The following is a 5,951-nucleotide window of genomic DNA, read 5'->3' on the forward strand; positions in this document are numbered from 1 at the left end:
GCAGCCTGTTTCAGTATGGAATCAATCTTTAAATATTGAGCCTAAAAGCTTTTTTCTGAATTTGAGTAAGGCTATTTTTAATACTTCATTGGCTAAATTTGATAAAGCGGCTTTGAATGTGTCTGATGCGTTGTTTGATGCTGATATTGAGTGGCAAGCAGGGCAAATGGCATGGGTTTTAATTTATCGTTCTCTGTTACATACGACGGCAGAATTGTTGGAAGACGGTCAAGATTTATTTGAGCTTGATAAAGCACCTGATGAGCAGCAACAGGCAGAGCTTGCCAGTATTTTAGAAGATAATTTGTTGCATTCCAAAGTTAAAATAACGATTGATTTTTTTAAAAAGCCTGCGGATTTTGCATTTTTACAAGATTTTAATCATGGCTTGAAACATTGGCTTGTCAATCTAGGCTTAGAGGAGTTACAAGCGGATGCGTTGTTGGCACGTTTGCCACACAAGTTTACTTTGAGTTTGCATGGGGAGTGGTTATCGAAGCCTGAGCGTTATGAAATTATCAAGCAAGCGATTGATACTCCATTTACAAAAGCAGTTGGAAAAAAACGTGAGTGGCAATATTATCATGCGTGGTTGAGAGAGCAAATTAATGAGCGGATGTTTGGTGAGGCTTTTAGTTTACAGCAGGTTTATGTGAAGTTACGGGCTTATTATGAGGAAAAAGTTCAAGATGATGATATGGATAAAGCAGATTTGCGGCGGGATTCGGATAAACTTGAGAAAAAGAAAATTGCGGTTTGTTTGCATCAAGAATTAGAACGTTGGGTAGGACAATATGATAAAGACGATACATTGCGGGTTGTGAGCGGTGGGCCGGGGTCTGGTAAGTCTTCATTTTGTAAAGTCTTTGCGGCAGATATTGCTGAACAGTTGAGTATTCCTGTTTTATTCATTCCATTGCATTTGATTGATCCTAAAGATGATTTGATTTCCACGGTTGAATCATTTGTGAAAAGCAATCGTTATTTAACAGGCAGTCCGTTAGAGGGTCATTCGGATGAATCGCGTTTGTTAGTGATTTTTGATGGTTTAGATGAGTTGGCAATGCAAGGCAAAATGGCGGCTGAAGTGGCACAACATTTTGTGGATGAAGTACGACGATTCAGCGATTTATTTAGTTCTCAAGGATTACAACGTCAATTTTTAATTTCAGGACGAGATTTAGTTGTACAAGCCAATGAGAGTAAATTACGCAAAACCCAGCAAATATTACATGTTTTACCCTATTTTTTGGATAAAGAAGAGCAGGAAGCATTTGAGGATTTAAAGCATTTACTTGCAACAGATCAGCGTGATGAGTGGTGGTGTAACTATAGTAAAGTTAAAGGTAAAGCGTTTGATGCGATGCCTTCAGAATTAAAGCAGCATAATTTGACGGAAATTACATCTCAACCGTTGTTAAATTATTTGGTGGCATTGAGTCATGGTAGAGGCAAACTTGATTTTAATCGGCAAACCACATTGAATCAAATTTATGCAGATTTATTAGAGGCTGTTTATCAACGTAAATGGGAGTCAAATCAACATCGGAGTCTAGGAGATTTAGAACAAGCCCGCTTTTTCCGTATTTTGGAAGAAATTGCATTGGCTGTATGGCATGGTGATGGTCGAACAGCAACGGTTGATTATATTGAGCAACGTTGTAAAAATAGCCATTTAATTAAATATCTTGATGTTTTTCAAGAAAATGCAAAGCAAGGTGTGACTCGATTGCTCACTGCATTTTATTTTCGGCAAGCGGGCGATGTTAAGGGCGAAAAAACCTTTGAATTTACCCACAAGAGTTTTGGTGAGTATTTAACGGCGCGGCGTTTAATGGGTGTCATGCAACGAATACAAGAGGAGTTGGAGGATAAAGAAAAGAATCCTGATAAGGGTTGGGATGAGAAAGAAGCCTTAAAACATTGGGCAGAAATATGTGGTGCGACTGCCATAGATGATTATTTATATAGTTTCATCAAAAATGAAGTGGCTTTACAACGTGAAAGTGAGGTACTGAAATGGCAAGCCACTTTGTGTGGTTTGATTGAATTTTGTACAACGCATGGAACGCCAATGGAAGAGCTCAAATTAGATTCATTCCAAACTATGTTAAAACAATCCCGCAATGCAGAGGAAGCGTTATTAGTCATGCACAGTGCTTGTGCAAATACAACTAAACAAGTATTAAAGATTAATTGGGTATCAGAAACCACTTTTGGAACTTGGTTGTATAGACTGCAAGGGCAAAGAAAAGGTGCTGCTAAGATTTTAGCTTTGAAATGCTTACAATATATTGATCTACAAAACTGTATATTATATTTTCATGATCTTTATGGGGCAAATCTCAGAGGGACAAATCTTGAAGGGGCAAATCTTTTTGGGGCAAATCTTTTTAGGGCAAATCTTTTTGGGGCAACTCTTTCTAGGGCAAATCTTTCTGGGGCAAATCTTGAATGGGCAAATCTTGAATGGGCAAAACTTTCTGAGGAAAATCTTTCTGGGGCAAATCTTTCTGGGGCAAATCTTTCTGGGGCAAATCTTTCTGGGGCAAATCTTTCTGGGGCAAATCTTTCTAGGGCAAATCTTGAAGGGGCAAATCTCAGAGAGGCAAATCTCAGAGAGGCAAATCTTGAAGAGGCAAATCTTTCTGGGGCAAATCTTTCTAGGGCAAATCTTTTTGGGGCAAATCTTGAAAGGGCAAATTTTGAAAGGGCAAAACTTTCTGAGGCAAATCTTTCTGGGGCAAATCTTTCTGGGGCAATTTTACCAAAAGACTTTAAACTTGAATAAATAATTCATGCAAAACAAATTGTTGTATTCGATAAACATGGCGACCTGACATTGAGCAAGACCGCCATTTAATTGTAGAATTCTATTTTATGGTTGAGTTGGAACGCCTAAAGCATTACGCAAAGCCTCAACTGAAATACCCAATGTTGCAGCCGCTGCATCTAAATCAGGTGGTGGCGCACCCATAGCTTGACTCAATGTTTGCTCACTGATACCCAATGTTGCAGCCGCCACAGCTAAATCGGGTGGTGATTGATTTGCATCCGTTGGCGGAGAAGTAAGATTGTCCGCTGTTCCCGTATTATTTGTAATCGCACTAGATTCAGGTAAATTTAAACTGTTCACATCATCGCCAGCACTAGGCTCAACACTGCCACCCGTGACACAAAGCGCGTAATTGCTAGAACGACGGGCATCTCCTTGTGGGCCATTACCAAGCTGTTGATCGTCTCCCACCGACACTTTATCATCACTGCGTTGCGCCCCTGCACCATGCACATCAATCCAACCATCAAACCCTTCTTGATAACCCAATGCCCGACCAAATGAAATATACGTCGCATCACGTACCGTATTGGGATAACTGATAAATGTGGTGCTGCTCCAATAAAATGGATAATCAAGCTGTTCTGCTTCATTGGTAATCGAAGTTAAATTAAACAATGGATCAATGGCAGGACTGTTAGTGGTATCGGGCGAACGAGTATAATCAACAATACTATGCAACTCTTTGATATTTGGTAAACGCCAAGCATTAGAATCCGCTAAATTTAAATCTTCACAATAGGTCAGCGCATCTGCCCAGTTGATACCGCTGCCATTATCATTTTGTGTCCAAGTCAAACTTGTTGCATGATCTGTAATCGTACTGTTGCCATTATCAATATACTGATTTTCACCATAACCATCGCCACCACGGACAAATTGTGCGAAATAACCACCCGCATTTGAATTCTGTAATGGATAACACTTTATGCGTCCATCAGCAAAATTAAACCCGAAAAAGCAACTTGTGCCATTGAACACCGTCGAAACATAAATACTACGGGTTAACCATTGTGCATCGATTACCCGATTGCCTCCTGTTTCATCCCCATATTGAAACACAAAATAATCAGTATCAATGAATGGTTTCAAGCCCTCAGCAGTACTGCTATCACTCACTCGGGTAGGGTCTAATCCTGTGAACTGAGTCAATGAATAGATTTCTTTAATCGTCGGCAACCGCCAATCATCATAGCCCGCAAACTGATAAGTCTTTAATTTTTCAAGCGCATCGGCATAAAGGGTTCTCTCACCAGCATCCTGAATCCACATCAAACCCGTATTCAAATCTGTCACCGTGCCATCAGCATTATCTTGATAAGCAGGCGGCAAACCTTGGTACTGAGCATCTTGCCCGTTATGAGATTGGCCGCAATTAATTGGACTCGTATCAGAAAAACAATGGGTTTGATTAGTATCCACAATAGGATACGTTACTGAATCAGCTCTAACAGTGATGGTGACAAAATCATAAAAAAGCTGCTCAGGATCTATTGAGCCATTCATATTCATATCAACACCAAAATACAAATTATACAGACCAGTAGGCAAACCCGAACCAGTCAAAATCTGATTTTCAGATAATTCAGACAAAGCTTCTTGAGACATAGGCTGCACACCAGACTGCCAACCTAATGATTTAACATAAGAATAAGTCCCAAAAGGCGTGCTCGCCAATGCCCACCAATCTGCATTATTATTCAGCTCTTGTTCAGGATTCAGCGAAATAGTAATAGATAAATTGTCTGCTGCTGTTATTGATATAGGTTCATTTGAACCATTTGCTTTAATATCAGGAATGGGATCATCCGCCCAGACATTCCCTGTTAATGCTGCCATAGACAACACTAAGTATATTAAATTATTTGATTTTTTCATACTCAAACCCTTTGTAAGCTAGAAGTAAATAGAGATGATGAGCTGCAAGCATTTCTCCATAATATTCCCTATTTTTGTTTAGAGTTTACCAAAAAAAAACCATACTTCACAATAAAATATAAAAAAGGCTCACAGAATTGTGGACAATTGAAAGAAAAAAGGATGCGGTGTAAATCATAGTCCAGGAGTTTAAAACGTGTTTTACGAATAGCCACAGGCCTGCAGTTTATCTGTTGTAGAAGCAGAAAGGCTTATCTGAGTAGTTTGAAAATAACTTAGAATTTGAGATCATGATAATCATATGCTAACTCGTCAAAGATGAACGCAAGAATCATAAATCATTGATTTTAATATGGCTGATTTTTACATCAAACTCAGGTTAAATAAATCATTTTTAGCTTCTCATACATACTATTTCTATGGTAATGAGCAGATTTGTCTATGTTATTTCTGCGCCACATTTCGTTCCATAAATGTACAGCTATTGAGTTTCTAAAAACAGCGGGATTTTCAATCGGGGTAATATATTTATAAAATTCATTAGGTGAAATGGGGCAAAACACTTCTGGAGGTTGAACATAGCGTTGGAATTGCTGTTGCTGTTTAATTGCAAAAGTTAATAGGTGAGGGCCTGTTTCTCCCCATGTTAATTCTTCAGAATTCTTTTTGATGGCCACATCATAGCAATATTGCATTAAGCTAGAGTTTTTGGGCGCTTTAATAAGACAGTTATTTGCGATAATAATACCATTATCCATTTTCTGACCCGCAATAACATAAGCCTGTTCTGAGTCAAAAGGAGATAGACATACAATGTCTGTATCAGTCCAATAATGACCATTTTCTAGTAACATTTTATATCTAAACAAATCAGCAAAGCCCGCATAGCTATTATGATTTTTATATTTAAAGATTTTACTTGAAGGGATAATCTTGTTTGCATCTTTTAAGATTGCACCTTTAGGCACATTTTCAACAGTATCATAGATATACAAATGGAATTCATGTCCATTTTTTAAAAAAGAAACGATACTTAACTGCTCCATTACAGAAAGCGAATCACCTATCCAAAGGCTCTGAATAATTGGTAACATAAAAATCTCAAAAAATACTCTATAAGTTATTAATAATCAGCGTTTGTTATACTATCTTAAACTCTAAAACATTTTAATGCTTTCGCCACAGAAGATTGGAAAAGTAATAAACCTTACTCCAAAGCTTGAACAGTGAATTGCAC

General features: G+C 38.2%; 3 protein-coding genes and 2 pseudogenes. 2 read left to right on the forward strand and 3 right to left on the reverse strand.

The annotated features are described in order from the left end of the window. Positions 1–88: 88 nt before the first annotated feature. Positions 89–2,341: pseudogene (locus ABXH34_RS18755) on the forward strand (NACHT domain-containing protein); the annotation flags it as partial. On the opposite strand, the gene ABXH34_RS11960 reads toward ABXH34_RS18755, so the two are convergent. Further along, on the reverse strand, positions 2,315–2,539 hold the full coding sequence (locus tag ABXH34_RS11960) for a Cys-every-fifth RiPP peptide CefA (protein WP_502710411.1): 225 nt from the start codon (positions 2,537–2,539) through the stop codon (positions 2,315–2,317). The pseudogene ABXH34_RS18755 and the gene ABXH34_RS11960 sit on opposite strands and share 27 nt — an antisense overlap. Here ABXH34_RS11960 and ABXH34_RS11965 point away from each other — a divergent pair. Continuing rightward, positions 2,432–2,791: pseudogene (locus tag ABXH34_RS11965) on the forward strand (pentapeptide repeat-containing protein); the annotation flags it as partial. The gene ABXH34_RS11960 and the pseudogene ABXH34_RS11965 sit on opposite strands and share 108 nt — an antisense overlap. Positions 2,792–2,878: 87 nt before the next feature. On the opposite strand, the gene ABXH34_RS11970 reads toward ABXH34_RS11965, so the two are convergent. Beyond that, the gene (locus ABXH34_RS11970; protein ID WP_353572118.1) at positions 2,879–4,714 is read right to left on the reverse strand and encodes an Lcl C-terminal domain-containing protein; all 1,836 of its coding nucleotides are present in this window, start codon (positions 4,712–4,714) and stop codon (positions 2,879–2,881) included. A 374-nt stretch (positions 4,715–5,088) separates the two neighbouring features. Next, positions 5,089–5,808, reverse strand: a complete 720-nt coding sequence (locus ABXH34_RS11975) for a hypothetical protein (protein WP_353572119.1) — start codon at positions 5,806–5,808, stop codon at positions 5,089–5,091. Positions 5,809–5,951: the final 143 nt, after the last annotated feature.

The organism is Candidatus Albibeggiatoa sp. nov. BB20 (genome assembly GCA_016744725.1).
Classification (GTDB): Bacteria; Pseudomonadota; Gammaproteobacteria; order Beggiatoales; family Beggiatoaceae; genus Albibeggiatoa.